This window comes from Lentzea sp. NPDC004782 (genome assembly GCF_040609115.1).
GTDB lineage: Bacteria > Actinomycetota > Actinomycetes > Mycobacteriales > Pseudonocardiaceae > Lentzea.
In genome coordinates this window covers 1-24,804 of record NZ_JBEXJN010000024.1, presented here as the reverse complement: position 1 = coordinate 24,804, position 24,804 = coordinate 1, and the positions used below count along the sequence as shown (strand labels likewise).

At 68.8% G+C, this 24,804-nt stretch carries 30 protein-coding genes and 4 pseudogenes; 22 read left to right on the top strand and 12 right to left on the bottom strand.

Annotated features, from left to right (window positions below):
* Positions 1 to 10: 10 nt before the first annotated feature.
* On the bottom strand, positions 11 to 349 hold the full coding sequence (locus ABZV40_RS22670) for a response regulator transcription factor (protein WP_355444735.1): 339 nt from the start codon (positions 347 to 349) through the stop codon (positions 11 to 13).
* Positions 350 to 551: 202 nt separating this feature from the next.
* Between ABZV40_RS22670 and ABZV40_RS22665 the strand changes: the two genes are divergently transcribed.
* Genes ABZV40_RS22665 through ABZV40_RS22645 form a run of 5 tightly spaced genes read left to right on the top strand, consistent with a single transcriptional unit; the run spans position 552 to position 3,715 of the window.
* Positions 552 to 1,454 (top strand): hypothetical protein, encoded by a 903-nt coding sequence (locus ABZV40_RS22665; RefSeq protein WP_355444733.1) that lies wholly within the window; start codon positions 552 to 554, stop codon positions 1,452 to 1,454.
* Between the two features lie 51 nt (positions 1,455 to 1,505).
* On the top strand, positions 1,506 to 1,817 hold the full coding sequence (locus tag ABZV40_RS22660) for a hypothetical protein (protein WP_355444730.1): 312 nt from the start codon (positions 1,506 to 1,508) through the stop codon (positions 1,815 to 1,817).
* A gap of 39 nt (positions 1,818 to 1,856) precedes the next feature.
* The gene (locus ABZV40_RS22655; RefSeq protein WP_355444727.1) at positions 1,857 to 2,252 is read left to right on the top strand and encodes a hypothetical protein; all 396 of its coding nucleotides are present in this window, start codon (positions 1,857 to 1,859) and stop codon (positions 2,250 to 2,252) included.
* 16 nt (positions 2,253 to 2,268) lie between these two features.
* Positions 2,269 to 2,601 (top strand): hypothetical protein, encoded by a 333-nt coding sequence (locus ABZV40_RS22650; protein ID WP_355444724.1) that lies wholly within the window; start codon positions 2,269 to 2,271, stop codon positions 2,599 to 2,601.
* A gap of 31 nt (positions 2,602 to 2,632) precedes the next feature.
* On the top strand, positions 2,633 to 3,715 hold the full coding sequence (locus ABZV40_RS22645; RefSeq protein ID WP_355444721.1) for an ATP-binding protein: 1,083 nt from the start codon (positions 2,633 to 2,635) through the stop codon (positions 3,713 to 3,715).
* 50 nt (positions 3,716 to 3,765) lie between these two features.
* Here ABZV40_RS22645 and ABZV40_RS22640 read toward each other — a convergent pair.
* The 8 genes and pseudogenes from ABZV40_RS22640 to ABZV40_RS22605 form a co-directional block, all read right to left on the bottom strand.
* Positions 3,766 to 3,947, bottom strand: a pseudogene (locus ABZV40_RS22640) (hypothetical protein); the annotation flags it as partial.
* 61 nt (positions 3,948 to 4,008) lie between these two features.
* Positions 4,009 to 4,806, bottom strand: a complete 798-nt coding sequence (locus ABZV40_RS22635; RefSeq protein WP_355444718.1) for a maleate cis-trans isomerase — start codon at positions 4,804 to 4,806, stop codon at positions 4,009 to 4,011.
* Positions 4,807 to 4,829: 23 nt separating this feature from the next.
* Positions 4,830 to 5,501, bottom strand: coding sequence for a transglutaminase-like domain-containing protein (locus tag ABZV40_RS22630; RefSeq protein ID WP_355444715.1), 672 nt, complete (start codon positions 5,499 to 5,501; stop codon positions 4,830 to 4,832).
* Positions 5,494 to 6,651, bottom strand: a complete 1,158-nt coding sequence (locus tag ABZV40_RS22625) for an acyl-CoA dehydrogenase family protein (RefSeq protein WP_355444712.1) — start codon at positions 6,649 to 6,651, stop codon at positions 5,494 to 5,496. The genes ABZV40_RS22630 and ABZV40_RS22625 overlap by 8 nt, the downstream gene beginning before the upstream one ends.
* Positions 6,652 to 6,722: 71 nt before the next feature.
* Complete coding sequence (locus ABZV40_RS22620) at positions 6,723 to 7,097, bottom strand: ectoine synthase (protein WP_355444710.1); 375 nt, start codon at positions 7,095 to 7,097, stop codon at positions 6,723 to 6,725.
* 47 nt (positions 7,098 to 7,144) lie between these two features.
* Positions 7,145 to 7,402, bottom strand: a complete 258-nt coding sequence (locus ABZV40_RS22615) for an acyl carrier protein (protein WP_355444707.1) — start codon at positions 7,400 to 7,402, stop codon at positions 7,145 to 7,147.
* Between the two features lie 3 nt (positions 7,403 to 7,405).
* Positions 7,406 to 8,869, bottom strand: coding sequence for an AMP-binding protein (locus tag ABZV40_RS22610; RefSeq protein WP_355444705.1), 1,464 nt, complete (start codon positions 8,867 to 8,869; stop codon positions 7,406 to 7,408).
* 311 nt (positions 8,870 to 9,180) lie between these two features.
* Positions 9,181 to 9,648 (bottom strand): MarR family transcriptional regulator, encoded by a 468-nt coding sequence (locus ABZV40_RS22605; RefSeq protein ID WP_355444702.1) that lies wholly within the window; start codon positions 9,646 to 9,648, stop codon positions 9,181 to 9,183.
* A gap of 312 nt (positions 9,649 to 9,960) precedes the next feature.
* Between ABZV40_RS22605 and ABZV40_RS22600 the strand changes: the two genes are divergently transcribed.
* From ABZV40_RS22600 to ABZV40_RS22580, 5 genes are all read left to right on the top strand, one after another.
* Positions 9,961 to 10,542, top strand: a complete 582-nt coding sequence (locus ABZV40_RS22600) for a DsbA family protein (protein WP_355444699.1) — start codon at positions 9,961 to 9,963, stop codon at positions 10,540 to 10,542.
* Positions 10,543 to 10,560: 18 nt separating this feature from the next.
* A complete protein-coding gene (locus tag ABZV40_RS22595; protein WP_355444696.1) occupies positions 10,561 to 10,884 on the top strand; it encodes a multidrug efflux SMR transporter in 324 nt (107 codons plus the stop codon).
* 56 nt (positions 10,885 to 10,940) lie between these two features.
* Positions 10,941 to 11,351: a multidrug efflux SMR transporter gene (locus tag ABZV40_RS22590; protein WP_355444693.1), complete on the top strand. Its 411-nt coding sequence runs from the start codon at positions 10,941 to 10,943 to the stop codon at positions 11,349 to 11,351.
* A complete protein-coding gene (locus tag ABZV40_RS22585) occupies positions 11,351 to 11,815 on the top strand; it encodes a nucleoside deaminase (RefSeq protein WP_355444690.1) in 465 nt (154 codons plus the stop codon). The genes ABZV40_RS22590 and ABZV40_RS22585 overlap by 1 nt, the downstream gene beginning before the upstream one ends.
* Before the next feature lie 191 nt (positions 11,816 to 12,006).
* On the top strand, positions 12,007 to 12,297 hold the full coding sequence (locus tag ABZV40_RS22580; RefSeq protein ID WP_355444687.1) for a hypothetical protein: 291 nt from the start codon (positions 12,007 to 12,009) through the stop codon (positions 12,295 to 12,297).
* Between the two features lie 63 nt (positions 12,298 to 12,360).
* Here ABZV40_RS22580 and ABZV40_RS22575 read toward each other — a convergent pair whose 3' ends face one another.
* Positions 12,361 to 12,546 carry a hypothetical protein gene (locus ABZV40_RS22575; RefSeq protein ID WP_355444684.1) on the bottom strand — a complete coding sequence of 62 codons (186 nt, stop codon included), beginning with the start codon at positions 12,544 to 12,546 and terminating at the stop codon, positions 12,361 to 12,363.
* Between the two features lie 290 nt (positions 12,547 to 12,836).
* Positions 12,837 to 15,707, bottom strand: a complete 2,871-nt coding sequence (locus ABZV40_RS22570) for a BTAD domain-containing putative transcriptional regulator (RefSeq protein WP_355444681.1) — start codon at positions 15,705 to 15,707, stop codon at positions 12,837 to 12,839.
* Between the two features lie 186 nt (positions 15,708 to 15,893).
* On the opposite strand from ABZV40_RS22570, the gene ABZV40_RS22565 reads away from it, so the two are divergent.
* The 3 genes from ABZV40_RS22565 (at position 15,894) to ABZV40_RS22555 (ending at position 17,506) form a co-directional block, all read left to right on the top strand.
* Positions 15,894 to 16,583 (top strand): RICIN domain-containing protein, encoded by a 690-nt coding sequence (locus tag ABZV40_RS22565; RefSeq protein ID WP_355444678.1) that lies wholly within the window; start codon positions 15,894 to 15,896, stop codon positions 16,581 to 16,583.
* A 159-nt stretch (positions 16,584 to 16,742) separates the two neighbouring features.
* Entirely contained in the window at positions 16,743 to 17,018 is a 276-nt protein-coding gene (locus ABZV40_RS22560; protein WP_355444675.1) for a hypothetical protein, read from the top strand.
* A gap of 299 nt (positions 17,019 to 17,317) precedes the next feature.
* A complete protein-coding gene (locus tag ABZV40_RS22555; RefSeq protein ID WP_355444672.1) occupies positions 17,318 to 17,506 on the top strand; it encodes a hypothetical protein in 189 nt (62 codons plus the stop codon).
* Positions 17,507 to 17,852: 346 nt separating this feature from the next.
* Here the strand turns inward: ABZV40_RS22555 and ABZV40_RS22550 are convergent, their stop codons facing one another.
* The gene (locus ABZV40_RS22550; RefSeq protein ID WP_355444669.1) at positions 17,853 to 18,758 is read right to left on the bottom strand and encodes an NADP-dependent oxidoreductase; all 906 of its coding nucleotides are present in this window, start codon (positions 18,756 to 18,758) and stop codon (positions 17,853 to 17,855) included.
* A gap of 94 nt (positions 18,759 to 18,852) precedes the next feature.
* On the opposite strand from ABZV40_RS22550, the gene ABZV40_RS22545 reads away from it, so the two are divergent.
* From ABZV40_RS22545 to ABZV40_RS22505, 9 genes and pseudogenes are all read left to right on the top strand, one after another.
* Positions 18,853 to 19,359 carry a MarR family winged helix-turn-helix transcriptional regulator gene (locus ABZV40_RS22545; RefSeq protein WP_355444667.1) on the top strand — a complete coding sequence of 169 codons (507 nt, stop codon included), beginning with the start codon at positions 18,853 to 18,855 and terminating at the stop codon, positions 19,357 to 19,359.
* A gap of 98 nt (positions 19,360 to 19,457) precedes the next feature.
* Entirely contained in the window at positions 19,458 to 20,204 is a 747-nt protein-coding gene (locus tag ABZV40_RS22540) for an SDR family oxidoreductase (protein ID WP_355444664.1), read from the top strand.
* Between the two features lie 91 nt (positions 20,205 to 20,295).
* On the top strand, positions 20,296 to 20,709 hold the full coding sequence (locus ABZV40_RS22535) for a DUF4277 domain-containing protein (RefSeq protein ID WP_355444661.1): 414 nt from the start codon (positions 20,296 to 20,298) through the stop codon (positions 20,707 to 20,709).
* 297 nt (positions 20,710 to 21,006) lie between these two features.
* Positions 21,007 to 21,444 (top strand): hypothetical protein, encoded by a 438-nt coding sequence (locus tag ABZV40_RS22530; RefSeq protein ID WP_355444658.1) that lies wholly within the window; start codon positions 21,007 to 21,009, stop codon positions 21,442 to 21,444.
* Between the two features lie 93 nt (positions 21,445 to 21,537).
* Positions 21,538 to 21,735: a hypothetical protein gene (locus ABZV40_RS22525; RefSeq protein WP_355444655.1), complete on the top strand. Its 198-nt coding sequence runs from the start codon at positions 21,538 to 21,540 to the stop codon at positions 21,733 to 21,735.
* 315 nt (positions 21,736 to 22,050) lie between these two features.
* Positions 22,051 to 22,236: pseudogene (locus ABZV40_RS22520) on the top strand (cold-shock protein); the annotation flags it as partial.
* A gap of 42 nt (positions 22,237 to 22,278) precedes the next feature.
* Positions 22,279 to 22,458, top strand: a pseudogene (locus ABZV40_RS22515) (cold shock domain-containing protein); the annotation flags it as partial.
* 9 nt (positions 22,459 to 22,467) lie between these two features.
* Positions 22,468 to 22,989 carry a cold shock domain-containing protein gene (locus ABZV40_RS22510; RefSeq protein ID WP_355445036.1) on the top strand — a complete coding sequence of 174 codons (522 nt, stop codon included), beginning with the start codon at positions 22,468 to 22,470 and terminating at the stop codon, positions 22,987 to 22,989.
* 48 nt (positions 22,990 to 23,037) lie between these two features.
* Positions 23,038 to 24,710: pseudogene (locus ABZV40_RS22505) on the top strand (BTAD domain-containing putative transcriptional regulator); the annotation flags it as partial.
* Positions 24,711 to 24,804 lie beyond the last annotated feature (94 nt).

Here is a 24,804-nt window from a genome sequence, read left to right as displayed (position 1 = left end):
TCGCAGGACGTCAGAACTCGATTATGCGGGTCAGTTCTTGCGGGGACAGCACTGTTTTGGAGATGAAACCGCGAGCACCCGATTGCGCTACCAAGGGCCCGTATACGGACGCCTCGCGCGCCGAGCACAGCACGACCTGAAAGCCGGCGTCGACCAGGATCCGGCACACCTCCAGCCCGCTGAGATCGGGCAGCTGGATGTCCAGCAGCACCACGTCCGGCCGCAGCCGACGTGCCTGCTCCACACCCGTCGCACCGTCCGCGGCCTGGCCGACGACGATCACCCCTGGGCCATCCAGCAGCGCCGCGGCCATCTCCCGGAAGAACTGGTCGTCATCGACGATCAGCACCCTCAGCTCTGACCCACTGATGTCGTGCTCCGCTCTACCTCGCGAATTCTCCGTCGACTGGAACAGCACCCAGTGTGGCGCCTCAAGCGTCGGAACACATGCGTGCTAGCCCGCTGGGCGCTTCCGGTTCGGACGCACACCATGAACTGACATAAAACGAATGCACGGCCCTCGTGCGCTGACCGTGTTGAGGAGACAAGCTATGCGGTCCCGCTCTTTTCTGTTCGTGGCGGTGCTCGCCGCGGCGATCGTGATGGTCGGCCTGCCGGCCCAGGCCGCACCAGGCGGATTCGACACCTGCCCGCAAGGTTACGTGTGGCGCGAGGCCGGGCCCGGCGATCACGTGTGCGTCTACCCGGTGCGGCGCCAGCAGGCCCGCGACGACAACGCCCAGGCGAGGTTCCGCGTCGATCCGCGCGGCCCCTACGGCCCCGACACCTGCGTCAGGCCCTACGTGTGGCGTGAGGCCTTCCGCGGCGACCACGTCTGCGTCGTGCCGGAGCGCCGCGCCCAGGCGTGGGACGACAACACCTGGGCGGCCGGGAGGGTGCAGGAGGCGTGGCTCGACGCGACCGCCCCCGCCGCGGTGCTGGGGGCTACGCCGCTCAAGGGCGCCATCTCCACGATGTTCACCAGGAAGGTCCGCGAGAAGGACTCGCGTGTCGGCATCTACGGCGGCCGCGAAACGCTCACGGTCGTCAGCGACACCAGCGACGGGTTCGCCGGACCGCACAACAGGGTCCTGCGGTTCGGCACCCATGGGTTCGTGAGCGTCCCGGTCGTCACCGATCCCACGTTCTACGTCGAGCTCGACCTCAGGTTGCAGAAGGCGGCCGGACCGAACGGCACAACCGCCATCGTCGCCGCGCTGACCCACTGGCGGGTCCACACCTCCGGCGTTGGGAACGGGCAACTGCTGTCCCAGCTCCGGGACGGGATCCTCAGCGCGTTCGCCCAGCCCGTCTCCTTCGCCACCATCCCGGCGGGCGCGGACTTCATCACCGCCGGAGTGCCGCTGGACGGCAGCCTGAAGCTCTACTTCCAGAACACCGTCAGCGGACGCGTCGCGAAAGTGATCGCACAGCGGCGACTCGACGACTACTGACCGACGATCCCGACTCGGTACAGGGGAGCAGGGCTCGTGGAACCCATCACCATGATCATCCTAGCTGCGCTCGGAGGCATTCTGGGTGGAGCGGCCGCGGCCGGCGCGGTCCACGTCGCGGTGCTCACCCTGCCGGCGGTGCTGGCCTGGTTCCGGGTCCGTCGCGCCGTGTTCGTCGACCGCAATCTGGTCGCCGCCACGATGGTCGACCTGTTGGCGTCCGGTTCCTACCGGACCGTGCAGGGCGTCTTCAACACCCGGACGAACTACTGGGTCGAGTACCGCACCGTTGACTCCAGTCGCCTCGACTGGGACCTCACCCAGCTGCACCGCACCAACCAGGTCGTGATCCACGACTTGTGAGCACGACAGCCCACCACCCCCGACCAGAAGAAGGTGCCCGTGAGCCGAAGCGACCGGCGCGACACACCCGCCGAAACGGTCTCCCCGCCGAAAACCGATCCGAGAATCCAGAGACTCGTCCAGCGGCTGGCTGCCTTCCAGAGCCTCCTCCGCGGCTCCCTGCCTCCTCACCCGCATCGGCGCCTGGGGTACGCCGAGGCCATCGCCTGGTTCGTCGCCCACCGGCCCCAGGGGAACACCGCGAGCCAGGGCGCCATCCTGCGCACACCCCGCTCCCAAGGCGGCACGGAGATCACGCTGATGTTCCTGAGCTCCGCCGGTGAGCTGGTCTGCACCGAGGACGGCACGCCGTGCGCAACCAAGTTCTTCGTGGACGAGCTCGACGAGGAACTCACCGACGCCTTCGGCGGCACCCCACTCCTGATAGTCAGCTGAGCCGGAGGACCCGAGCATGGTCATCGAAACCATCCTGCTCATGGCAGTGGCCGCACTCACCGCCGTGGACCTGGTGGTGGAACTGATCCTGAAGTTCCGCCAGATCGTCGAATGGTTCCGCGAGCGTCGCAGCCGCCTGTACGGCAGCTACCTGAACACCGCCGACCGGAACCGGGTCGGGTTCACGCTGCAGGACCTCATCGCCAACAACCAGTACCGGACCGTTCAAGGCGTTTTCAACACCGCCACAAACCAGGTCGAGAGCGACGCCCGCCAGATCACGTCCCAGGACGTCGACGACGAACTCGCCGCCCACCACCGAGGCAGGCGCCTCGTGATCTACCCCTGACGTCTCACAGGAGAAACCTATGTCACCGCACATGTTCTTCGACGGCATCCCCGGCGACGTGCCCGAACCGGTCGCGGCGGTCGCCAGGACCCGGCTCGCCCGCGCCTTCGACGACCTCGCCCAGCACACCCGCACCGAGCAACTGGTCCTGCGAGTCGGCAGGAACCCGCCCCGACTGCACGTCCCCGCGAACAACGGAGACCACCCCGACACCGAGACGGCGGAGAAACGGGCCAGGCAGTACGTCGCGGAGCCGTCGCGGTACCGGTTCGACCAGCTCGTCATTCCCGCTGCCCAGGCCGACGAACTGATGACCGCGGTGGCCGCCATCAGGCTCCGCTCTCGGATCTACGGGCAGTGGGGGCTGCGGGAGATCGAACCTTCGCCGAGCGTCGCGCTCAACCTGCACGGCCCGCCCGGCACCGGAAAGACCCTCGCCGCCCACGCAATCGCAGCCCAGTTGGGCATGCCGATCATCATGGCCGGCTACGCCGAGATCGAAAGCAAGTTCCACGGCGACGGCCCCAAGAACGTCAAGGCTGCCTTCCAGGCCGCCGAGAGCCAGGGAGCCGTGCTCTTCATCGACGAAGCCGACTCTCTGCTCTCCCGGCGCCTCACCGACGTCACCCAGGGATCGGAGCAGGCCATCAACTCCATGCGCAGTCAGATCGTGCTGTGCCTCGACCAGTTCACCGGCGTCGTGGTCTTCTCCACCAACCTCGTCACCAACTACGACCGGGCTTTCGAGTCACGCGTCCGCCACTTCCACTTCACCCTGCCCGACGCGGAAGCACGCATCGCCATCTGGCGGAAACTCCTCGTCCCCGACCTCCCTCTCGACCCTGACGTGGACGTCGCCCGGCTCTGTGCCGCGACCGACGGATTCAGCGGCCGCGAGATCAAGCTCGCCATCCTCGTTGCCGCCGAACGCGCAGCCGTCGGAGACCGCCAAGCCGTCACCCACTCCGACCTCGACACCGCGATCGCCCAGATCAAGAAAGCCCAGGAGCAACTCAGCGCCCCTCAAGGACGCCCCGCCACTCCCGAAGAACGCCAAGCAATCGAAGCAAGCCTCACCGCGCAAAACCCAGCTCAACCAAACAACCAGAATTGAGCCCGGACTTCGGAAGAAGGGTCTGCTGCACGAGCAGGTGACAGTTGTAGTCACGCAGCCTGGCTGGCTGGCCATGATTGCTTCGTAGTCGATGGGGTCAACCGGCCGAGAGCTGCCTGGCGTCGACGACGGTGCAGGTGCGCTCGATCCGAGTGACGATCGCGATCCTGAGTTCGTCGCGGGCGGACCAGACACGTCGGTCGAGAACATCGTTCTGCAGCAACGCGAAGAAGCCGGGAGGCACTTTCGGCCCACTGCGGTTCGGCCGAACGTGCCTCCCGTCAGCCTGCCGCTCAGCTCGGCGAGACGGTGAACAGCCGGCCGTAGGAGGTGATCTCCGAGGCCAGGTGTGCCGCGTCGGCGAGGTGCAGTGCGTGCCAGAGCAGCACCTGGTTGGCGGTCAGGACCGCGAAACCGCAGTCGCGCTCCAGCTCGTCGATCACGCCTACCGCCCTGATGCCGTTGCCCGCCACGAGGACCGCGTCCGGCTCGGCCTCGGCCACCGTGGTGCGGATCCAGTCGGTCAGCGCCTCCGGTGTGATCAGCTTCTGGTTGCTCGGCAACCCGCACGGGCCGTGCTGGACGACCTCGAAACCGAACTCGGTGAAGTAGTCGGCTCCCAGGCCGGACAGCTCGTCGTCGAACCACGGCGGGTTGACGATGGCGACGCGGCGGGCGCCGAGAGCGTCGAAGCCCGCCACCGCCGCCTTGGTGGTGCCCGTGATCGGCAACCCGCGGGTGTAGCCCCTCAACCGGTTGTACAGCTCCTTCTCACCGGCCGGGCCGAGCACGTACGCCGAGCTGGTGAAGCCGAGTGCGATCGCGTCGAGGGGCGCGGCCGCGAGCAGTTCGACGGCGGTGTCGACGTGCGGTGGCTCGATGAACGCCCGGATCGGCGCGTGCGGGATCTTCGGATCCATCTCGCCCCCGGCGCGCATCGCGCCGAAGTGGACGCGGGAGCCGTGCACGACAACGTCGCGCGGTGCGAGGGCCTGCAGTTCCGATTCCGGCCCGACGTCGGCGTGGGGCACGACCACGCCGATCCGGGCGCGGGCGCCCCAGCCGTCCGGGGCAGGGGTGGGTTCGGTCATGGCGATGTCCTCCTTCCGTGCGGTCACCTGGCGGCCTCGGCGGCAAGGGAACCACCGGACACGGTGCCCGTGCCGTCCGAGTTCAGGAAGTCGGGGTGGTTGGTCCTCATCTGGTCCATCACGAACTCGTACGGCAGGTCGTCGAACCCGCCGTAGTCGACCAGGAACTCCATGTTCTTGCGCCCGTCGGCGTCGAACGGGTGGTACAGGCTGTCGCTGGTGCCGTCGAACTCCAACGGCGTGAGCCCGTACAGCTTGCACAGCAGGCCGTTGAACACCGGTGTCGCCTTCACCCACTTCCCGTCGAGGTGGACGGCGGTCAGCCCGTGGAAGAAGACGTCGCCACCGATGTGCTTGCGCAGCCGGTCGGACGCCAGGTGGTTGCGGACCTTCCCGTAGTGCAGCCGCGCGGGGATGCCCACCGCCCGGCAGCACGCCGCGTAGAGCACCGACTTGTGCAGACAGAAGCCCTGCCTGCGGGTCGCGACGTGGCTGGCCTTGAGCCCGTCACGGGACAGGTCCGCGTCGTAGACCTCGTAGAAGACGTCGTCGCGGACCGCGTAGTACAGCGCTGTCGCCAGTTGCCGCTTGTCGGCGCCGCGGTCGGGCACCACGCCGTCGATGAACTCCTGGACGGGCACGGACTCGTGGTCGAGGAACTCCGTGGGCTCGGTCAGCCGTGTGAGATCAGCCATGGCGCACCCCCTGGCCGGCTGAGGAACCGAGGCCGAGCAGCGACGCGATCCGGTTGCGCTGCACCTCGTTGGTCCCGGAGTAGATCGTGCCGCCGACCGCGTTGCGCACGTCCGCCTCCACGCCAGTCGCGGTGAGGTAGCCGGAGCCGCCGAAGATCTGGACCGCGTCCAGCGCGGTGCGCACGTTGGCCTCGCTCACCACGGTCTTGGTGGCGGCCACGTCGATCGACGCGTCCTCGCCCGCCTCGACCTTGGCCCCGGTGTCGTACAGCCACTTGCGGGCCGTCTCCACCGCGATCTTCATGTCGGCGATCTTGTGGCTGACGGCCTGGTACGCGCCGATCGGCTGACCGAACTGCGTGCGCGTCCTGGCCTGTCGCACGCACCGCTCCAGCCGGTGCGTCATCTCGCCGAGGGTGATCGAGAACGACAGCAGGATCTCCCGCTTCATGATGTGGTCCAGGATGAGGAAGCCCGCGCCCTCCTGGCCGACTCGGCGGGATGCGGGTACCCGCACGCCGTCGAGGGTGACCGCGCCGAGAGGCGAGGTGCGCAGGCCCATCTTGTCCAGCGGTTCGCCGATGCGCAGGCCCGGCGTGTCGCGCTCGACCAGGAAGCAGCTCAGCCCGAACGGACCTGGGGACCCGGTGCGGACGTAGAGCAGGAACAGGTCCGCGATCGGCGCGTTGGTGATGAACATCTTCTCGCCGTCGAGGACGTAGTCGTCGCCGTCCCGGCGGGCTGTCGTGGTGATACCGGTGGCGTCAGAGCCGTTCGTCGGCTCGGTGATCGCGTGCGCGGTGATCAGCTCACCGGAGATGATCTTCGGCAGGTAGGTTGTTCTCAGTTCCTCGTTGCCGAACGCCTGCAGGACCAGGCCGACGCTGACGATCTGCGTGGAGGTGGAGAAGTTGAGCCCCGCGTCCCGACTGGTGTAGCCGAGCCCTTCCAGCGCCCGCATGGTTTCGGTGAGCGGTCGACCCTCGCCGCCGTACCGCCGTTCGAACGGAACGGCCAGGATGCCGCTGTGCTGGATGGTTTTCCACTTCTCCCAAGGGAACTCGCCGCGGTCATCCAACGTCGCGTTGTCACGGTTGAGGTCCTCTGCCCAGGCGGCGACGGTGTCGAAGGTGTCGATGGTCGCAGTCATGGTGTTTTCAGTCCCTCGCTGGTGCCGTGGCTGGGGCCGCCCGACCGGCGGGCGGCCCCAGCGTGAACGGATCAGTACTGGGAGAACCCGTCCTCGGACAAGTCGTGCTTCTCGTCGCCGCGCAGCGGCGGATTGAACACCGAGATGAGCCGGAGGTCCTCGTCGTCGGAGGCGACGAGGTAGTGCGCGTCGTGCTTGTCGAGGGCGTAGAGGGTGCCCTCCATGATCTTGTGATGTTCCCCGTCGGCGGTGACGACCTCACCGGAACCGCCGATGCAGTAGCACGCCTCCAGATGACGGCGGTACTGCAGGGCGCTGGTGGTGCCTCGGCGCACCAGCGTCTCGCAGACGGTGAAGCCCATGCCGTCGGACTCGGTGAGCAGGCGGTGACTCGTGCCGTTGCCCCACTCGACAGGGGCGATCTCGTCATAGCTGCGGACGATCACGTTTCTCTCCTGGGTGAATGGGTTTTCGATGGTTGCGGGTTTCGCGGTCAGCCCGACGCGGCGACGGGCGACTGCCGGATCAAGGCGCAGATGCGCTCGATGTCGCGGAAGTTCGACGGTTCGAGCGGGAGGTCGTCGACCGGGATGGCGTAGGTCGTGCTGATGTGCGAGATCAATCGGACGAGCCCGAGACTGTCGACGACGCCGTTCTCGATGAGGTCGAAGTCGTCGGTGAGGTCGGGAACGTCCTCGCCGGACAGGAACTCGGAGACGATGTAGTCGCGGATCTGGGTTTCCAGGTCCATCAGTCAGCCCTTCATGACGGTTTCTTTGATCAACTTGCGATCCGGTTTGCCGGTGGAGGTGCGGGGCAGGGGCGCGTCGCCGATCCGGATCGTGGACGGGATGGCGTGGCGGGGCAGGGTGCGCGCGCCGTGGCCACGCAGTTTGAGCGAGGTCAGGCCCGATCCCGGCTTCCGCTCGACCTCCGCGTGCAGGCGGTGCCCCGCCGCGTCGTCGGGGACGGCGACGACCGCGGCCGCCTCGACCTCCGGGTGGGAGGCCAGCACGGCCTCGACCTCCAGCACGTTCGTGCGGATGCCGCGCACCTTCACCTGGAAGTCGCGGCGTCCTTCCAGGACGAACGTGCCGTCGGCGCTCCGGGTCGCCATGTCGCCGGTCCGGTAGAACGGTCCGCCGACGCCGTCCGGAGCCGGACGGAACACCTTGTCGTTGAGCGCGCTCTGCACGTACCCGCTCGTTTGGAACGGTGTGCGGACCAGCAGTTCACCGGTTCCCGGCCCCTCGATGACGGCGCCGTCGTCGCCGATGAGCACAGCCTCAACACCGTCGACCGGCCGGCCGATGGGGATGCGCGCTCCCGCGGTCGCCGGGTCGACCTCGTGGATGAAGCTGTCGTTGGTCTCGGTGCACCCGAAGACGTTGTACAGCCGGGCTTCCGGGAACGCGCGAACCAGGCGCGGCAGGAGCCGGTGGGGGAGCGCCTCGCCGGTGAAGACGACCGTCCTGGTGCGGAAGGTCGCGGTCTCGTCCTCGGTGAGCAGTCGGTAGAGCAGCGGTACACCTTGGACGAACGTGACGCCGTGGTCGGCGACCAGGCGACGCAGCCGGCCACCGTCCGCGCTCGCTGCCGGTTCCACCAGGACGACCCGGCCGCCCAGACGCAGGATGACCCACACGTCCAGCAGCGACAGGTCGAAGTTGAACGGCGCGTAGCTGAGCGAGACGTCGTCGGCGGTGAGGGCGAACTGCTTCGTCGCCCACTCCGCGAAGTTGTCGAACGCGGACTCCGGGACGGGGACGATCTTCGGTGTCCCGGTGGAGCCGGACGTGGTGAACATCACCTTGGTACGGCTCGGGTCGACGGGCTCGAAGCCCTCGGGCGCGGCGCCGTCAACGACCGTCCACTTCGGCCGTCCATTCGCGCCTGCGGTGAGGACGTGCGAGCACCTCGCCTGTTCGCAGATGGTGCGCAGCGCCGACGGGCCCAGTTCGGACGATGGCACGAGAGCGCTGGTGCCCGCGGAGAAGCAGGCGATCAGCAGTGCGATGGTGTCGATCGACTTGTGCGCGGGAACGCACACCGGTCGGTCAGGGGTCACGCCGAGCGCGGTCAGTTCGGCCGCGTACCGCTCGGCGAGCCCGGACAACTCGCCGTAGGTCACTTCCCGGTCCCCGCAGACGAGGGCGACCGACCGGGAACGGTTCACCGCGTGTTCGGCGAGGTGACCGAGCAAACGTGACGAAGGCACGGTTCCTCCTCGGGAGCAAGCAGTGCTGCCAAAAAGGTGGGGGCTTCGCTGAGCGAAGGACCGGCGCCGTGTGGCGCCGAAAGGTCGAGGTGCCCGCTGAAGCGGCAGGGTTCGCCCCGGCTGATCTCTCAGCGGTCCCGACCGTCCTGTCGCTGTGCGTCTACAAAGTTAACGAAAGAAGCATGCACGGTCAAGCAAATAACTTCGTGCCCGACGCGGATCACAGATCACCGCGCCCGGTTGCGGCGAATGGCGGACCGCTTTCTTACTTCGGTGTTCGCTCGCACTGCTGCGAGAGGAGTACGCCGACGTCAGGTGGCGCTGCGGATGGCCTGGACGAGGCGGGCCAGCCCCTGGTCGGCGCCCGCGGTGTTCAACGCGGAGCTGAGCGCCTCGGCGTAGGTGGCGCTGGCGGCGATGTGCAACTGCCTGCCCTCGTCGGTGATGACGGCGTAGACGCCCCGCTTGTCGTCGGGGCACAGGTCGCGGCGGGCGAGGCCGAGCGCGTCCAACCGCGCGACCAGGCGGGTCACCGAGCTCTGGCCCAGGCCGATCCGGTCGGCCAGTTCCTGCATCCGCCACTCGCCGGCTGCCGACTGCGACAGTTCGGCGAGTGCCCGGTACTCCGACAGCCCGACGCCGTGGCGCCGCTGCAGGACCTGTGCGAGCTGGCGTTCCACGAAGACGTGCAAGGTCAGCACCCGATTCCAGGCGGCCTGGTCGGAGGCGCCCAGGTTGGAGGCGGCGGCTTCGGTGGTTCGACTGGGTGCTGCGCTCATCTCGTCACCTGCGGTTCTCTGATCGGCCAGTCAAGTACATGCTTGTGCAACATTCTAGCCGCCATCGTCGGGTAACTCAGCGGTAATCCTGCTGGTGCCTGCCCCCAATCGGGCGACGCGGCGCCGGTCGAACCGGCTCGGTGGCGCTGTTCCGGCTGGCGCGGGCGTTGACATCCTCGGAAATTCTCCATGTACGAGCATAGACCTTGCCGGTCTGCCCTCTGGTGACAGCGCCGAGAGGGCTTGACAAGAGCTTGTACATGCATGCAAATAGTAGGTGCAGCATCCCTCGTGAGGATCGGGAGAGGAGACATGAACCCACGCGAAGTCGTCGTCTACTTCGACTACGTGTGTCCCTACTGCCTGCTCGCTGAAGACATCATCGAGAAGGCAGCGGCCGAGGCGGGGGCCACGGTCACGTGGCGGCCCTACGAGCTGCGGCCCCACCCGAACCCCACCCTGCGCCCGGAGGACGAGTACCTGCCCCGGGTCTGGCGGAGCTCGGTCTACCCGATGGCCGAGCGGCTCGGGGTGCCGATCAAGTTGCCCACCGTGTCACCGCAGCCCTACACGCATCTGCCGTTCGAGGGATCGTTGTTGGCCGAGGAGCACGGTCGGGCCAAGGAGTACCACGGTGCGGTGCTGCGGGCGTTCTTCCAGCAGGACCGCGACATCGGGCAGCCCGAGGTGCTGAAGGAGATCGCCGCCGAGGTGGGGCTTCCCGCGGAGGAGTTCGCTGCCGCGCTGGCCGAGCGCCGGTACGCCGAGCGGCACCAGGCCGGCTTGGCGCAGGCCAGGGCGGCGGACGTGCGGGCCGTCCCGACCATCGACATCGGCTCGCACCGCTTCGAGGGCGTGCCGAACCCCGAGGACTTGCGCAAAGCGTTGAGCTAGCACGGAAAGGAAAGCGAGATGCACTGGGTTTACCTGGCGATCGCCACCGTCTTCGAGATCGCCTTCGCGCTGTGCGCGAACGCCGCCAAGGGCTTCACCCGGCTGTGGCCGTCCATCCTCACGCTCGTCATCGGCGCGCTCGGCACGTTCTTCCTGAGCCTGGCGCTCATCACCCTGGACGTCGGCGTGGGCTACGCGATCTGGACCGGCCTGGGCTCGGTCGGCATCGTGCTGCTGGGTGCCCTGCTGTTCAAGGAGCGCCTGAACTGGCGCAAGGTCGTCGGCATCGCCGTCGTCATCATCGGCGTGGTGGGCCTGGAACTGTCCGGCGCGGCCGTCTGACCCGACGCGCCACCGAAAGACCTGACACGGAGACCATCGCAAAGGAAGCACACGAGATGACCACCACGAACCAACCCGAAACGATTCGACACGAGGACACCACCGCCGCCGCTGGCGCGAGCCGCCGCGCCTGGATCACCCTGTTGATCGCGGGCTTGGTCGAGATCGGCTACGCGGTGAGCGTCGGCGGCAGCAAGGGGTTCACCGACCTGGGCTGGTCGATCTCCGCGGCGGTGTTCTTCTTCCTCACCGTTTTTGCCCTCAGCCTGGCACTGAAGAACATCGACGTCGGCATCGGCTACGCGGTCTGGACCGGCATCGGCGCCTCCGGCGCGGCCGTGGTCAGCGCGTTCCTGCTGGACCAGGCCCTCACGCCGGTGCGCGTCTTCTGGCTGGCGGTGATCATCGGCGGAGTGGTGTGGCTGAAGCTGGCCTCCAGCCCGAAGTACGCCTCGGACCAAGCGTGATGACCGCGCTGCACACCGACCGGATCACCGGCCACATGCGGGAGGCCGTCGCGATCGCGCTGGCCGAGGTCGAGCGCGGCGGCATCCCGTTCGCGGGGGTGGTCCTGCACCCCACCGCAGGGGTCCTCGGAACCGGCGTCAACCGCGTGCTGGCCGAGCGCGATCCCACCGCGCACGCCGAGATCGTGGCGCTGCGTGCCGCCACGCGGAAGGCCGGACCGGCGCTGGTCGCCGAGTCCGTGCTGCTGGCCTCGGGCGAGCCCTGCGGCATGTGCTACCGGGCCGCGTTCGACCACGGCATCACGACCGTGTACTACGCCGTCAGCGCGGACGAGGCCGCGAGCTACGGCTTCGACTACCGCGCCTCCTACCGCGGCTTGGACCGCAGCGGCCGCACGATCGAGCCGTACCGGGTCGAGGAAGCGCTGGACCCGTTCACGGCATGGGCGCGAGGCGCAGGCTGACGATCACCACCAGGGGCACGGCCTTCGGTGGCCTTGCCCCTGGTCGTTTTCTTCGGAAGACCGCCGAGCGGGCGATGGTGCGGCCTTCACCGCACACCGGCTGCGCAACCGGCTCCGCGCCGGACAACCGTTGCGTGGGCCGATTTCCTGCGCTCGCAGGCTGAGGCGATCCGGCGGTTCGGAATCTCCTGATGAACCTCGAGGACGCCGGCAGCCTCGCACGAGTCAGGTTTCTCATCCGTGATCGTGACGGCAAGTATCCCGGACTGATCGACGAGATCCTCGGCGGCGCCGGGATCGCGACGATCCTGACCGGCGTCCGGGTGCCCCGCATGAACGCGATCATGGAACGCTCCCTCGCCGCCGCAGCACCCTGGCGAGCCCGACTCCAACCTCTTGGGCCTGACCGGATCGAACGCCTCGTGGTACTCCGACGGGACCGTCTCGGTGGAGTCCTCCACGAGTATCGGCATGCCGCTTGACTTGTGCGGACGTAATTTTCGGCACGCACAGCATCGGCCCGCGGCGAAGTCACTCTCGTTGTCTCATTGATGGGCTACGGGTACGACGACACTCCCCAGTCGCCACTGCACCCCTGTGCCGGGGCGACGGCGCCCCGACGTCGGCAGCTCTCGCAGCTGCTGGTTGACCACCACCGTCGGCCACGGGCGTCCCGGCGCGTCCTCGAACAACAGGCCGTCGTCGACGGGAGGCTCATCCCGTTCAGCCACCTCGCAGGGCGGTACCAGGCAACGTCGGTCGCAGGAGGACGAATCGAACCGCTGCCGACGGGAACCAACCCCTAGCCTCGCTGGCTGGCCTACCGTGCGAGCTGGTCTGGGCCACTGCGCGGACACGCGATCCCGACGAATGCAGTGCGCACTCGGATCGGGGTTGCCGCTGTTGGCGGTGGTGTCTGGCCAGAGCCGTCTGGCCTTGACGAGTGAAACGCACGCGGGCCGTGGTGGAAGACGCGCTCACTCATCGACGGGCGGCAGGACGCTCAGGAACCGTTTGAAGATCATTTCGGTTGGTTGGCGGATTCGGCATCCCGAGGTGGCTGGTCAGCGTCGTGGTGCGGGTTGAGGCCGTCGAGTTGTCGCTGTACGCGGGTGGCGTCGTCTTCGCGGCCTTGCTGCCGGTACAGCTCCAGCGCCTCCTGCCACACCTGGCGGGCCTGATCGTGTTGTCCGAGCGCGGCGTGGGGGTGGCCCACGTGGTCGAGGGTGTCCGCAACCACGTAGGCATAGCCGAGGGTGCGGTACAGGGTGAGGGCCTGGTGGTAGTGGTCGAGGGCCTGCTGGTGGTCGCCGGTGCGGTGGGCGATGAACCCTAGGCTGTCCAGGGTGTTCGCCTCGCCCTCGGGGTTGTGGTGGTGTCGGTGCAGAGTGAGGGCGGCGTGGCAGTGGTCGCGGGCGGTGTCGAAGTCGCCCAGATGCGCGGCGTACCAGCCCACCGTGTTGAGTGCGACGGCTTCCCACACTGGCTGGTCGAGGGTGCGGTAGAGGTCGAGGACGTGTCGGGCGTGACCTAGCGCCCGGTGGCCGTCCCCCCGTTTTTCCCAGGCCTGCGCGAGCATCCGGTGGGTGTGTGCCTGTTCGGTGGGGTCGTGGTGGCGTACGGCTAGGTCAAGCGCCCGGTCCAGGTGCCCGTTGGCCTCCTCGTGTAAACCCAGCTGGGAGCAGGCGCCGCCGAGGAGCCGGTGGGCGCGGCTGCGGGTGGTGGGGTCGGGCAGGTGTGCGGCGGCGTTCAGCGCGGCCCGCCACGCGGTGAGCCTGTCGTGCCGATGCCCCCCTCGGATGTGGAAGGTGTCCAGTGCCTGGGCGAGGTGCCAGACGACATGGTGGCGGCCAAAGGAGACGGCGGCACGCTGGGTGGCCGGCAGGGTGGCGTGCTCGGCTTCCAGCCAGGCCAGCGCGGCCGCGGCGTCGGGCAGCGGGAGCGGATGCACGCCGGGCGCGGGCGGGTCGGGTTGCAGGAGTTGGCGGGTGGGGTCCAGGAGGCGGTCTGCGGCGAAAGCGGTGTGCAGGTGGAAGTCCATCACTCGCGCCAGGGCTGTCTCCCGCAGATCGTCGGGCAGTTGGTGGGCGGTGGTGGCGGCGTAGGCGCGGACCAGGTCGTGCATCGCGTACCGGCCGCCAGGTCGCCGTTCGAGCAGGGACGCGTCCTCCAGTGCCGAGAGCGCTTTGCGGGCGCGGGCCGGGGGCAGGGCGGTGAGGGCGGTCACGGCGGGCAGGGTGGTGTCGGGTCCGGGGGCGATGCCCAGCAACCCGAACACGGTGCCGTGTTCGTCGGTGAGCCGGCGCAGGGACCAGGACAGGACGGCGGGCAGGCTGGCGGCGGGGTCGCTGTCGTGATCGAGCATCTCCAATCCCAGCTCGCGCAGCTCGGCGGCCACCTCGGCGAGCGGGAGGCCGGGGCGGGTGGCGGCGTCGCGGGCGATGATCGACAGGGCCAGCGGGTAGCCCCCGCACAGTTCGATCAGCTCGTCGACGGCGTCGGGTTCAGCGGCGACGCGGTCTGTGCCCAGGCGTGCGGCCAGCAAGGCGCGCGCCTCGTCACGGATCAGAACGTCCAGTTGCAGGTGGCGGGCGCCGTGCCGGTCGATCAACGAGGCGAGCCTGATGCGGCTGGTGATCAGCACGGTGCAGGCCGGGCTGCCGGGCAGCAGCGGGACGACTTGGTCGGCGGTGGCGGCGTTGTCCAGCATGATCAGCATCCGCTTCCCGGCGCCCAGGCTGCGGTACAGCGCGGCTTGGGCGTCCAGGTCGGTCGGGATCCGGCTGGGATCGACCCGCAGGGCGTCGAGGAACCTGCGCACCGCGACCTCTGGGGCCATTGGTTCTTCCGCGGGGCTGAATCCGTGCAGATCGACGAACAGCTGCCCGTCGGGGAACTGCTCGGCGTGCTGGTGCGCCCAGGCCAGGGCCAGCCAGGTCTTGCCGATCCCGCCGGCGCCGCCGATCGCCGAGATCACCACCGCGGCGGCACGGATCCCCGACTGCTGCGGGTCGCCGTCGGGTTCGGCGGTCAGTGCCTCGTCGAGGCGGGCCAGTTCGGTGTCGCGGCCGGTGAACCACCGCGGCGGCGCGGGCAGCTGCCGGGGCACCGGCGCCCCTGCCACCTCGTCGGGAAGCGGTACCGGGGATGGGGTGAGGGCGGGGTCGGTGTCGAGGATGCGCTGATGCAACTCCTGCAGCGCGGTGCCGGGGTCGGTGCCCAGCTCCTCGACCAGCCGGTCCCGCAGCTGCCGGTAGCAGGCCAGGGCGTCCGCGGTGCGCCCGGCCTGGTGCAGCGCCAGCATGTGCTGGCCTGCCACCCGTTCGTCCAGCGGATGCCGCGCGGCCCGCGCCGACAGCCGTGCCACCAGTTCCTCGCCCCGGCCCAGGCGCAGCAGCACCTCGGTCAGGTCCTGCTCGGCCGCATCCCGCTCCTGCCGCCACTGGTCCCGCTCGCTCTCCACCCACTCGCTGCTCACACCTGTGAGCGGCTCGCCGCACCACAACGCCAACGCCTCGGTCAACGGTCCCACCCGGCGCATGTCGTCGTCCGCGCGGCGGGCACGGTCACGCAAAGCGCGAAACCGCACCAGATCCACGGTCTGATCCGCTTGATCGGCCACCAGCATGTAGCCGTCGGAGCGGTGCACGATGGTCAGCGCGCCGGCGAAGGCCTTGCGTAGCCGTGAGATGTGGCTGTGCAGCGTCGCCCGTCCCCGCCGGGGCGTGTCAGTGCCCCACACCCGCTCGACCAGTCGGTCCGCCGGCACCAGCCGGCCGGCGTCCACCGCCAGCGCCGCCAGCACACACCGCTGCCGCGCAGGCCCGAGGTCCACCTGCTGCCTGTCGACCTGTGCGGTTACCTCGCCCAGCAGCGCGATCTCCACTGCCATGTCCGCCTCCCCGGCGCGACATCTCCGAGCCACAGGGATAGCCCAGTCACCAGGGCAATGCAGAAAGTTGGCAAGCGGTTCACACGAACGGCCGCCCACTCTGACACCCCGAGGCGGCCCGAGCGAGATCGCAAGGGGGGCGGGCCGCCTCATCACAACCAGCCGAACAGAACTGCGGGAGAAAACATGCGACAGCCAACCATTCACTTCGCCAAGGTCGTGGCCGCACTCGTGGTGGTGTTAGCCGCTTTCGCGTTACCGGCCAACGCCGCGCCGGGTACCGGCGGGGCTCAGTCGGGTATCCATCAGAGCGCGCAACCCGTTCCACAGGTCCGGGCTTACTCGCCGACCCCGTCGCGATCGGGATCCGGTACGACGAAGCCGGCGGGCTTGAAGCCCATCAGCCCTCTTGCGGCAGCCCAGGGCGACATACCGGTTGTTCTCTACAACTACAATTCGGGCTGGTGTCTCGGCGTGTGGGGGAACAGCCGAACGGCAGGCGCTTCGGTCACGACCTGGGACTGTGACGGTGGTGCGGACAAGATTTGGCACCTGCAGAGCCTGGGCCAAGGTTTCTTCAGCGTCAGGAACCACAACTCCGGCATGTGTCTCGGCGTGCTCGGCGGAAGCACCACACCAGGCGCGCACCTGGTGCAGTGGCCCTGCGCTGGTGGCATCAACGACCAGGCGTGGAGCCAGCCCTACACGGGCTACTACGGCGGGGACGGCAACCCTCTCTGGTATGTGCAGAACTATGACTCGCAGGTGATGGGTGTCCTCGGAGGTTCGACAGCGAAGGCGGCGACGATCGTGCAGTGGCCGGCGGCGTACCCGAAGGCTCCTGGCGATCAGGGATGGGAGTTCTGGGCCGCCTGACCACACGTTGCGGAGGTGGCAGGGGCCACTGGCCCTGCCACCGCCACAGCCGTGGATCAAGCCCAGCGATATCCGACTTCCTCGCTCGCCACCTGGCATTAGCAGAACCCGGCCGCAACAACGGCAGAGGCCAAGCTGACCAGATTCCAGAACGCGATCATGGCCGGCGTGGACCCTGCGGCGCTGGTCGAGGCGATCAACGAGGCACAAGCCGAGAGGCTCGCGTCACGGGCAGCCCTGGACAACGTCCCAGCACTGGTGGAGGTGGACGTTGCCGAGATCTACGCGGCGATTGACTCGATAGGAGACGTCAGCGCGGCACTGAGAGGCAGCGCGCAACGAGGTTGGAAGAGCTATACGAAGCGATTGACCTGCAAGTCCGGTACAAGCAAAACCCCCACGAAGCTGATGTCTCCATCAACCCCGTGGGGGTGAATAACGCTCGTGTCCGAGGGGGATTTCGACACTCATCGGTGGCAAGCTTGCGCGGTTTGTGTGTTCACGCGCTATTGGATAGCTCGACTCTTGTGTAGAGGGTCAGCCGACACGATTCAATCTTTTGTTGCGCAAGCTTCGCCGCAGGGAGTGTAGTGGCCGTTTTCGGCCGCCGCAGCACCCCCGTGGATCTCGCCCAACGTGCTTGAAGCCGTCCAGATCAAACATCTCACGGTAGATCGCAGGGCCATCTCGGCGCGTTCATCCACGACGACTCCCATGCTGCCTGACCTCCACGGATGCGGTTTCCGCACGCACAGGGTGTGCTCGGAGGCGGGCCTGGCGGCTGGCTGGGTGGCAAGCTGGTCGAACGGCTCGGCATCAGCGTGGAGGAGGGGGCACACCCCGACGCGTCCAGCTCGCTGAGCGGAACGGCCGCGTCAGGACGGTGGCCGAGCCGTGCACGTGGTGGTGCTGTTTCCGCCTGAGCATCTGACGTTGGCCCCAAGGCGACGGTGATTCCGTTGTGCCGTAGGCGTTTCGTTCGGACTGCTGCCCGCGTTCGTCACGCTCGGCGGACCGGGCCGCGAACGGGCGCCGCTGTGGCTCACGGCGGCGGCCGCCACGCTGGGCAGCGCCGCGCACCTCGCCAACGCGTTGCCGCACCGAGCGCGGCACAACCCCACCACGACCGGATCGCAGTTCGCAGTTCTGCTGTAGGTCCACACGTGGCCGGTGAGTACTCGGCGGCCTGATCAACAAGCATGACCTGCAACGGCTTTATGTGCAGCTCAAGCGTATTGGCCGTGTTTGGCATCCCGCGCGCTGCGGACATCAGTCCACCGTGAGGACGATTTGCCCGTGCAGCTCGCCGGACTCCAACTGCCGGTGCACCTGGTCGGCGTCGGACATCGGCGCGACGGTGTACGGCCGCAGCCGTAGTTGCTGGTCCGCGAGCAGTGCGATGACTTCGGCCAACGCGGTTGTGGCGCGTTGGGCATCGGGACCGGACAGGCGTACGCCGAACTGGGCGGCGGCTGGATCGGACAGCGTGATGACCCGGTCGGGCTGCCCGGCCAGGGTGATCGCGTCGCCAAGCACGCCCGCACCTGCCGCGTCGAACACCGCGTCGACCCCGCCGAGTGCGCGGATTCGTTCCACGACGCCGTCGCCGTACCGCACCGGGATCGCGCCGAGTTCGCGTGCGAAGTCCAGGTCGCGGTTCCCCACAGCGCTGATCACGGTGACTCCCTGCCGCACGGCGAGCTGCGTGGCGATCGTGCCCACCGCGCCCGCGCCACCGAACAGCACGAGGCGTTCTCCATCACGGACATCCAGTTCGCGCAGCACCCGCACTGCGGCTTCCGCGGCACTGGGCAAGGCGGCGGCGTCCGTCCACGACACCGTGGCGGGCTTCGGCGTCCAGATCGAGGCGATCGCGTACTCGGCATAGCCGCCAAGCTGAAGGAGGAACGCCACGACCTCGTCTCCGACGTTCGCACCCGTGGTGGAGGGGTCGACCGCGTCGACCGTCCCGGCCACCTGGAACCCCAGGACGGCGTTCTCGGGCAGCGGAAACGCCTTCAACCGGCCCGAGCGCAGGGCGAGGTCCGTCGGGCTGATCCCGGCTGCCCGCACCTTGATCCTGACCTGACCGGCGGCAGGCTCCGTCGGCGGGACGTCCGTCCACTTGAGAACATCTGGTGCGCCGGCTCCGGTCATCACCACGGCCTTGGGCATGACTGCTCCTCGAGGTTCAGAAATTACGTGATATGTCATGCGAACGCCGGGGTTGCTCAGGATGTTCCCGGAAGACGGCGTTATAGTGACGCCGATGGCAGGAAAAGCCCGGGACCAGCAGTGGCTCGACGACGAGCAAGCGCGCGCCTGGCTCGCGTACATGCGTGTGCAGCTGCGTCTCGCCTACGAGATGAACCGCCAGTTGCAGGCGGACAGCGGGTTGTCGCTGTCCGACTACGACGTGCTCAACGCGCTGAGCAGTGCTCCTGGGGGCTGCATGCAGATCACCTCACTGGCCGCGACGATCGGCTGGGAGCGCAGCCGCCTGTCGCACCACGTCAAACGGATGAGCCGCCGAGGCCTGGTCACCAGCGACCTCGCGCCGTCCGACCGGCGGGTCACCGAGGTGAGCCTCACGGTGCAAGGGCGGCACACGCTGGCCGGCGCGGCGCCGGGCCACGTGGCGCTCGTTCGGCGCCTGTTCTTCGACGGCCTGTCCAAGGAATCGCTGCCGCAGCTCAGCAAGGCGCTCGAGACCATCTACGAGAACATCCTCGCAAACGGCACCCTGCCGCGGCCGGACGTCGACCGAGAGCGCTGAGCCCTGCGGCGAGCATCCTCACGATCAGTGGAATGAAACCGTGCCCGCGCCGGTTACGTGACATATCACTTAATTGCACTGAGCGGAGATAGACAGTCATGGGCATGTTCGAAGGCAAGATGGCGGTCGTCACGGGCGGCACCAGCGGCATCGGGCTGGCGGTGGCGAAGCGGTTCGCGAGCGAGGGTGCTCACGTCGTCGTCACGGGCCGTCGCAAGGAGGTTCTCGACGAGGCGGTCGAGCAGATCGGAGGCGGTGCGACCGGTTTCCAGGTCGACAGCGCCGACCTCAGCGACCTGGACCGGCTCTACGCGGCGATCGGGGAGCAGGGGCGCGGAATCGACGTGCTGCACGTCAACGCGGGAGGCGGCGAGTTCGCGACGCTGGAGCAGGTGACCGAACAGCACTTCGACGAGACCTTCGGCACGAACGTCAAGGGGACGGTGTTCACCGTCCAGAAGGCATTGCCCCACCTCAACGAAGGGGCCTCGGTGGTGCTGACCGGTTCGACGGCCGGCTCCCGCGGAGATGCCGCGTTCGGGATCTACGCAGCGACCAAGGCCGCGATTCGTTCCCTGGGAAGGACTTGGGCGAACGAGCTCGCCGCCAGGGGCGTGCGGGTGAACACGATCAGCCCCGGCCCCATCGGCACGCCTGGGCTCGAGGGACTGGCCGCAGACGGGGAGAGCGAGGAGCTGAAGAACACGCTCGTAGCCGGGGTGCCGATCGGCCGGCTGGGATCACCGGACGAGGTCGCCGAGGTGGTCTTGTTCCTCGCCTCCGAACGGAGCTCCTTCGTCACGGGCGTCGAGCTGTTCGTCGACGGCGGCATGAACCAGGTCTGACGCAGGCTGGCAACTGCTAGCCCCGTCTTTCGCACATGAGGTCGGTTGGGGCCGCAACAGCGATTCGCCTTGATCATCTTATCGTGGCGGGATGAGGGAACGACGGTCTCGGCAGCCGATGGCCTATGGCGGGCCGAGTGTGGAGAAGGTGCTGGGTGCGTTGCCGGTGGTGGCCGAGTACTGCCACCGGCTGGACCTCGCGGGGATCGTCGACCGGGCGTGTCCGATCCGGGAGGCTGTGGCGATCCTGACGCACGGGCAGGTGATCGAGGCGCTGGTGGCGAACCGGCTGACCTCGCCGTCACCGTTGTACCGGGTTCAGGACTGGGCGTGGACTTGGGCGGTCGGGGAGACGCTCGGCATCGCCCCGGCCACGCTGGGCGATGACCGGATCGCCCGCGCCTTGGACGCGATCGCGCCGGAACTCGACAGGATCGTCGGATCGGTTGGGGCGCAAGCGATCGCCGCGTTCGGGCGGATGTGTCCCGGCTGCACTGGGACATGACCTCGATGTCGATGTTGGCGCCTACGAGCATGCCGATGACCAGTTCACGACTCCGAAGTTCGGTCATCCGAAGGACCGCCGCCCGGATCTGAAGCAGGTCCAGGCCGGGCTGGCGGCGACCGGGGATGGCGGGATCCCGCTGTGGCACCGCGCCTACGACGGCAACGCCGGCGAGGTGGCCCAGGTCGTGGGCGCGATGACCGCGTTGAAAGACGTTGCCGGGCCGAGGAGTTTCGTGCTCGTCGGCGACTCCAAACTCGTCTCCTACGGCAACCTGCACGCGATGATCACAGCCGGGTGCGGTTCATCGCCCCGGCGTCCAAGCTCTACGTCGGTGCCGCCGAGCTGGCCGGGCTCGACACCGGCGCGGCCGCGGACTACACCGCGGACCGTGACGCGGGCAAGCCCGCCGATCGCACCGGCGCCTGGCGGGTGCTCGAAGACGAACTCGTCGTGCTCGGCAAGAAGAAGACCGATCCCGCGCTGCGGTTGCGGCGGGTGTTCGTGCACTCCAGTGCTCGGGCCGCGGCGGCGGCCACGGCCCGGGCCAAGAAGCTCGACCGCGCCCGCGATGACCTGGAACGGCTGGCCCGCGGACTCGGGTCACCGTACTACCCGACCGAGCAGACCGTGACCGACCGGATCACCGCCATCGCCCGCGACCGCCGGGTCAAGGCCTATCTGCGCAGCGAGACCGGCACCGACCCAGCCACCGGCAAACCCACCCTGAGCTGATGGTTCGACCAGGATGCCCTGGACACGGAAGCAGCTACCGACGGCTGGTACGCCCTGCTCACCAACCTGCCTGCCACCATCGACGCCACGACAGTGCTGATCCGCTACAAAGGCCAGGAAGTGGTGGAACGCCGTTACAGCGCGTTCAAGGGCCCGCTCGCGGTCGCGCCGATGTTCCTCAAGACCAATCGGCGCATCGAAGCCCTGATCACCGTGATCTGCCTGGCATTGCTGATCTTCTGCCTCGTCGAGCGTTCGGTGCGCCGAGCCCTCGCCGGGACACCACCATGACCGGGCTGTAGCCCGGCCAGAAAGCCAAGCCCACCGGCACGCTCATCTTCCAGGCACTGGCCGGGCTACGGCTGATCCCGGCTATCGATGGGCAACCCGCGACCATCCCGCAACCCGGCCCTGTCCAGGCCAGACTGCTCGACCTTCTTGCCGTCGACCCGACTCAACCACCATGATCAATAAATCCCCGATTCTGGGGACCATCTCACTCATCGCCATGGGCGAAAGACCGGGCTAGCGGTGCACGGTGGCGCGGCGGGGGTCCGGCGCCTGGGACACTGGACCCCCGACCACCCGCGAGACCAGGAGTGCACCGTGCAGCAGGGAACCGTCCGCTGGTACGACCTCGAGCGCGGCTTCGGCTTCCTCGCCCCCGACGACGGCAGCGCCGACATCTTCGTGCACGTCTCGCAGGTGCGGGGCGAGGGCGCGGCCCGGGCGCTGCGTGAGGGTCAGACGGTGGAGTTCGAGGCCGGTGAGGGACCCCGCGGTCCGCAGGCGCTGCGCGTCGCCGTCACCGGGGACGCCTCGCCCGATGCGACCCTGGGCGTGCTCGCTACCGTTTCCTGGTATGAGCCGGCCAAGGGCTACGGGTTCGCCGTGCCGGACGGCGGGGGTGCGGAGGTGTTCGTGCACTCCTCCGCCATCGTCACCGGGGGCGTTCTGGCGGCCGGGCAGCGGGTGGCCTTCGTCGTTACCGCGGGGGAGAAGGGGCCGCAGGCCCAGCACCTGGTGCCGCTGAGCTTCGACGCCGGGGTCCGCAGGGGCCCTCTGGTCGCGCCCGGCGACGGCGCCGACGGCTCCGTCCTGTGGTTTGACGAGGAGAAGTCGTTCGGCTTCGTGGCCGCCGATGACGGGGCGGGTGACGTCTTCCTGCACGTGCGCGCCCTGGTCGACGAGGGGTATCTGCCGGTCGAGGGTGACCGGGTCTCGTTCACCACGGTCACCGTGGACCAGGGTCGTCAGGCGCGCGAGGTGCGGTTCGTGGCCACCGGCGAGCCGGTGGAGGCCGCCGCGGCCCCCAGCCAGGCCCGTTCGGCCACCCGGCCGGCAGCCCGTGCCGGCGACGGCACGGTGGCCCGCTATGACGCGGACCGCGGTTTCGGTTTCATCACCCCCGACGCGGGCGGGCCCGACCTCTTCGTGCACGTCTCGGTGGTCTCCGGCGAGCCCCTGGTGGCCGGCGAGCGGGTGCGTTTCCGCATCCGGCAGAGCGACCGGGGCCCGCAGGCCGATGCCGTCGAGCGCGCCTGACCGTCCGGGACGGTCCTACGACGCCTCGAAGCGGGCGACGTAGCAGCGGACGACCGGGGACCACAGCGGCTGCGCGAGGCGCTGGAGTTGTGGCGCGGCCCGGTGATGCAGGACGTCGGCCTGCCGGACAGCGAGGCGCGACGCGGCGGCCACCCGGCTCGAAGCGCTGCGCCTGACGGCGACGAAGGACCGGTTCGACGCGGAGATCGAGCTCGGGCACGGAGCCGATCTCGTCACCGAACTGGCCGACCTGGTGGCCGCGCATCCGTTGCGGGAGAAGCTGGTCGCCGCACTGATGCGCGCACTTGCCGCCGCGGGCCGCAACAGTGAGGCGTTGCAGGCGTACCAGCGCACGCGGGAGGCCCTCGCGGACGAGCTGGGCGTCGATCCGTCGCCGGAGTTGTCCGCGTTGCACGTGGCGTTGTTGCGGGACGAGGTCGGGCGTCGCGAGGAGACCCGCAAGACCAACCTGCGCGCCGAGCTGACCAGTTACGTCGGCAAGGAGGACGACGTCGCCGCGGTCCGCGACCTCGTCACCGGCCACCGGCTCACCACGTTGACCGGGCCCGGTGGCTCGGGAAAGACGAGGCTGGCAACGGAAACCGCCCGCACGGTGCTCGCGGACCTGCCGCACGGCGCGTGGCTGGTGGAGCTGGCGGCGATCGGCACGGACGGGGACGTGGCCCAGGCGACGCTCTCCGCGTTCGGCCTGCGGGACGCACTCCTCGGTGAACCGGCGAACACAAAGCCCGTGGACCGCCTCGTGAGCGCGATCCGCGACCGGGACACGTTGCTGGTACTGGACAACTGCGAGCACGTCATTGAGGCCGCCGCCGCGCTCGCCCATCGCCTGCTGGGGGAGTGCCCGCGGCTGCGGATCCTCGCGACGAGCCGGGAACCGCTCGGCATCACCGGCGAGGCGCTGTGGCCAGTCGAGCCGCTCGCCCCGGCGGAGGCGATCCAGTTCCTGACGGACCGTGCGGCCGTGGTGCGCAAGGACTTCGCCGCCGACGCCACGACGCTGGAGCGGGTTTGCCGGGCACTGGACGGCATGCCCCTGGCGATCGAGCTGGCCGCGGCCAGGTTGTGCACGATGTCGATCGACCAGCTCGCCGACCGGCTGGACGACCGGTTCAGGTTGCTCACTGGTGGCAGTCGGACCGCGCTGCCCCGGCGCCGGACGTTGCGCGCGAGGGTCGACTGGAGCTGGGAGCTGCTGGCCGACACCGAACGGGTCCGTGCTGCGCAGGCTGTCCGTGTTCGCGGGCGGGGCGAGCCTGGAGGCGGCCGAACGGGCCTGCGCGGGCGATCTCGTCGAGGGGGCGGGCCCGAAGGGCAGGGGGTGGGAGAGACACCGAGCACGAGGTTCTGGACCTGCTGACCGCGTTGACCGAGAAGTCGCTGCTCGTGGCTTCGCACGACGGCGCACCGCGGTACCGGATGCTCGGCACGATCAAGGAGTACGTCGCCGAACGTCTCGCGGAGGCGGGCGAGACGGACCTGGCCCGGCAGACCCATGCGGCTCGCCGCTGCCTGCGGCTGGTACTGGTGGCTCGTGGACCGCAAGGCCGAGGGCATGGAGCTGATCACCGCGGCCATCCACACCCCCCGGTGAGGTGCCCGACGAGATCCGCGCGGTCGTGTACGCCCTCACGTCGATGTTCGTCACCACCGGGCCGGGCGACGTGCCGGAAGCCGCGGAGTGGGTGCACAAGGCGCACTGACCGGCGAGGCCGGCCGCGAGCGCATCCGCAAGACCTTCCGCGGCTACCGGCTGCTGCTGCCGATCGCCGCCCGGTTCGGCCTGGGCGCCCG

Bases quoted from the DNA above. Each gene is read 5' to 3' on its own strand.
- ABZV40_RS22665 (WP_355444733.1), top strand. From the start codon at position 552: ATGCGGTCCCGCTCTTTTCTGTTCGTGGCGGTGCTCGCCGCGGCGATC.
- ABZV40_RS22660 (WP_355444730.1), top strand. From the start codon at position 1,506: ATGATCATCCTAGCTGCGCTCGGAGGCATTCTGGGTGGAGCGGCCGCG.
- ABZV40_RS22650 (WP_355444724.1), top strand. From the start codon at position 2,269: ATGGTCATCGAAACCATCCTGCTCATGGCAGTGGCCGCACTCACCGCC.
- ABZV40_RS22645 (WP_355444721.1), top strand. From the start codon at position 2,633: ATGTTCTTCGACGGCATCCCCGGCGACGTGCCCGAACCGGTCGCGGCG.
- ABZV40_RS22635 (WP_355444718.1), bottom strand. From the start codon at position 4,806: ATGACCGAACCCACCCCTGCCCCGGACGGCTGGGGCGCCCGCGCCCGG.
- ABZV40_RS22630 (WP_355444715.1), bottom strand. From the start codon at position 5,501: ATGGCTGATCTCACACGGCTGACCGAGCCCACGGAGTTCCTCGACCAC.
- ABZV40_RS22625 (WP_355444712.1), bottom strand. From the start codon at position 6,651: ATGACTGCGACCATCGACACCTTCGACACCGTCGCCGCCTGGGCAGAG.
- ABZV40_RS22615 (WP_355444707.1), bottom strand. From the start codon at position 7,402: ATGGACCTGGAAACCCAGATCCGCGACTACATCGTCTCCGAGTTCCTG.
- ABZV40_RS22605 (WP_355444702.1), bottom strand. From the start codon at position 9,648: ATGAGCGCAGCACCCAGTCGAACCACCGAAGCCGCCGCCTCCAACCTG.
- ABZV40_RS22600 (WP_355444699.1), top strand. From the start codon at position 9,961: ATGAACCCACGCGAAGTCGTCGTCTACTTCGACTACGTGTGTCCCTAC.
- ABZV40_RS22595 (WP_355444696.1), top strand. From the start codon at position 10,561: ATGCACTGGGTTTACCTGGCGATCGCCACCGTCTTCGAGATCGCCTTC.
- ABZV40_RS22590 (WP_355444693.1), top strand. From the start codon at position 10,941: ATGACCACCACGAACCAACCCGAAACGATTCGACACGAGGACACCACC.
- ABZV40_RS22585 (WP_355444690.1), top strand. From the start codon at position 11,351: ATGACCGCGCTGCACACCGACCGGATCACCGGCCACATGCGGGAGGCC.
- ABZV40_RS22580 (WP_355444687.1), top strand. From the start codon at position 12,007: ATGAACCTCGAGGACGCCGGCAGCCTCGCACGAGTCAGGTTTCTCATC.
- ABZV40_RS22570 (WP_355444681.1), bottom strand. From the start codon at position 15,707: ATGGCAGTGGAGATCGCGCTGCTGGGCGAGGTAACCGCACAGGTCGAC.
- ABZV40_RS22565 (WP_355444678.1), top strand. From the start codon at position 15,894: ATGCGACAGCCAACCATTCACTTCGCCAAGGTCGTGGCCGCACTCGTG.
- ABZV40_RS22560 (WP_355444675.1), top strand. From the start codon at position 16,743: ATGGCCGGCGTGGACCCTGCGGCGCTGGTCGAGGCGATCAACGAGGCA.
- ABZV40_RS22555 (WP_355444672.1), top strand. From the start codon at position 17,318: ATGCGGTTTCCGCACGCACAGGGTGTGCTCGGAGGCGGGCCTGGCGGC.
- ABZV40_RS22550 (WP_355444669.1), bottom strand. From the start codon at position 18,758: ATGCCCAAGGCCGTGGTGATGACCGGAGCCGGCGCACCAGATGTTCTC.
- ABZV40_RS22545 (WP_355444667.1), top strand. From the start codon at position 18,853: ATGGCAGGAAAAGCCCGGGACCAGCAGTGGCTCGACGACGAGCAAGCG.
- ABZV40_RS22540 (WP_355444664.1), top strand. From the start codon at position 19,458: ATGGGCATGTTCGAAGGCAAGATGGCGGTCGTCACGGGCGGCACCAGC.
- ABZV40_RS22535 (WP_355444661.1), top strand. From the start codon at position 20,296: ATGAGGGAACGACGGTCTCGGCAGCCGATGGCCTATGGCGGGCCGAGT.